We start from the raw sequence: 2,726 nt of genomic DNA on the forward strand, positions 1-2,726 counted from the left end.
CTTCCAGTCTTCAGCTAGCTCAGCCACTTCTAAAGCCCGCTTCATCCCTTCTACATCTTTTGAACGATGGAAATATAAATCAAGCGTAAACCAAACGGATACTTGGTTTGGATGAGCTTCAATCAATTTCACTTCCGCATCTTGCGTAATCGTACCTTCTTTCAGCACGCGGCAAAGGTAGCCCGTATAGCTTGTCTCAATCATTCGTTTTAAAATCCCTTTAACGCCCGTTCTCTTTGTAATCGTGTCGCATGGATTTCGACCTTGCGTTACTTGAATAACGGCGTCTCCTACTTGATAAACGTCTCCAATGCATACGTCTTTTTCAACCATGCCTGCTACAACAAGATTTTCTCCAAACGCAGACATCGGCAGCTCCGTATCAAACTCTTTGTTCCATTTCTTGTAGTGTTCATACGGATACACGCACACCGCACGATCCAGCCCGCCGTGATACTTTAAATTCGCTACGCCGTCGCCTTGAAACCCTTCTTTGGCTAAAAACGTTTCGTCTACTTGCTTCTTGCATATGCCTGTGCGCATTTCTTTGTCAGGACTGTATGCCATTTGTTCAGGCATTCCGGTTGCTAAATGAATTATTTTGCGTTGATTCATTTCTACCTCTCCCTTCCCCGTTTTCCCTTACTAATTACGTCATATTTTACCACATTTTAAAGATGGATCTCTTATTTTTCATGTATTCCACTAAAATCTTGGCAATATCATGAAAGTTTAAAAAATATTTCACAATTATATTAAAAATATCTTCATTTCCTCTTTTTCTTTTGTTCGAAATGATTTAAGATAGTAGAAGCTGTCGAAATATAAGTTATTATGTCAGCTCTGCATGTTTTTTTACATAATAGCACATAGTAAATATTATTTTGCAATTACGTCATTTTTTACAATGGCCTAAAAAATTTTGCCCATTTTTAACAAAATTGGCATAAAAGTTCCGTTTTTGTATAAAATAGAGGCCGATTTACATAGTCATTTCTATGCACGTCCCTCTTTTATAAATATAGAATACATGTAAGGAGAAAAGTAAATGTCAATTTTAATGGGAATTATCGGGATTGTAATTATCTTAGCAGTTGCATTCCTCATGTCGAACGACAGGAAACTTATCAACTATAAAGGCATCGCAGTTATGCTGGTTATCCAGCTTGCTATCTCTGCTTTTATGATGAATACATCGATTGGTCGCAAGGTGCTTGACTTTATCACAAGTGTATTTACAAAGATCTTATCATTTGGTAACGACGGAATTTCGTTCGTGTTTGGAGATCTTGCAGGAAAAGGCATTTTCTTTATCCAAACGTTAGTTATGATTGTATTCGTTTCAGCATTATTAAGTATTTTAAACTACTCTCGTATTTTACCCTTTGGGATCAAATATATCGGAGGACTTGTTTCAAAAATTACCGGACTTCCTCAAATTGAAAGCTTCACAGCCGTGAACGCAATGATTTTTGGTGATACAACGGCGCTAATTGCGGTGAAAAACCACATCGGAGGTTTAACACCAAACCGTTTATTTATCGTTACAACAACATCATTAGTATCCGTTTCTTGTTCGATTCTAGGCGCATACATGCAGATGATTCCGGCGGAATACGTATTAATTGCCCTTCCGCTAAACGTATTCTCTGGCTTAATTGTTTCTTCTATCGTTGCGCCTGTAAAAGTAGAAGATGAAAACGAAGTCGATATCAAAGCACCTGCTAAGCAAGGCACGCTGTTTGAAGCAATCGGCGACGGAGCACTAGACGGCGGACGCGTTGCGTTAATCGTAGCAGCGATGCTTGTAACGTACGTTGGTCTTTTAGCATTAGTGAACTACGTATTAAACGGCGTCATCGGATTAACGGTTCAAGACATTTTAGGCTATATCTTCTACCCAATTGCCTTTATCATGGGTATTCCGGCAGATGAACTAATGAGAGCCGGCGGCGTAATGGGAACAAAAGTAGTAGCAAACGAATTCGTTGCCATGCTTGACTTCCAAAAAATGATGCCTCACCTTTCTGAAAAAACGGTTGGTATCGTATCAGCTTACTTAATCTCATTTGCAAATTTCAGCTCAATTGGTATCGTTCTTGGTACCATCCAAGCAATCAACGGCGAACAAGCTTCACGCGTTGCAAAATTCGGCTTGAAGATGCTGTTAGTAGCGACAATGGGCTCGATTTTAACAGGTATTATGGTTGGATTGTTTATTTAATGGAAAAGCACTCACTTTTAGTGAGTGCTTTTTTGTTGGGGCTGGTTCTTTTGGGGTTATAGCTGGAGCGTTTCTACAATGTTGAAATTTATTAAATATCTCTGTTGACATACTCCGAGTTATCGGCACTATTATCAAATGCTTTTTATCTTCATTCTAATAACATTTAAATTAGTTTTACATAATGGATTAAAGCAATATCTCTTATCCAATAAAAAGACAGCTTGCTTTATCAGCAAACTGCCTTTTTTGTAATGACCCGTCCGGGATTCGAACCCGTGTTACCTTTTTAAAAGGACAATTTCTCGACCACTCGGCCAACGGACCAGATAAAATTATAAAATGGCAGAGAAGAAGGGATTCGAACCCTCGCACCGCGTTAACGATCTACTCCCTTAGCAGGGGAGCCCCTTGAGCCACTTGGGTACTTCTCTGTATGGATCTCCCACTGAGATACTGTGGAATAATAGTAGGCCTAAGTGGGCTTGACACCGACCTCATC

Annotated in this window: 2 protein-coding genes and 1 tRNA gene; 1 reads left to right on the forward strand and 2 read right to left on the reverse strand. The window is 39.4% G+C overall.

The genetic code is table 11. The features are described 5' to 3' along the window. Nucleotides 1-615: MOSC domain-containing protein (locus tag AC1DRF_RS22145; protein ID WP_477741706.1), on the reverse strand; the 615-nt coding region annotated here is incomplete at its 3' end. Between the two features lie 433 nt (nucleotides 616-1,048). Here AC1DRF_RS22145 and AC1DRF_RS22150 point away from each other — a divergent pair. Beyond that, entirely contained in the window at nucleotides 1,049-2,224 is a 1,176-nt protein-coding gene (locus AC1DRF_RS22150; RefSeq protein ID WP_025750788.1) for a NupC/NupG family nucleoside CNT transporter, read from the forward strand. A 343-nt stretch (nucleotides 2,225-2,567) separates the two neighbouring features. Here the strand turns inward: AC1DRF_RS22150 and AC1DRF_RS22155 are convergent. After that, nucleotides 2,568-2,658: transfer RNA gene (locus tag AC1DRF_RS22155), tRNA-Ser, on the reverse strand. Nucleotides 2,659-2,726: the final 68 nt, after the last annotated feature.

This window comes from Priestia sp. P5_B4, assembly GCF_056400385.1.

Coding starts and splice junctions, on each gene's coding strand:
- AC1DRF_RS22150 (WP_025750788.1), top strand. CDS start 1,049: ATGTCAATTTTAATGGGAATTATCGGGATTGTAATTATCTTAGCAGTT.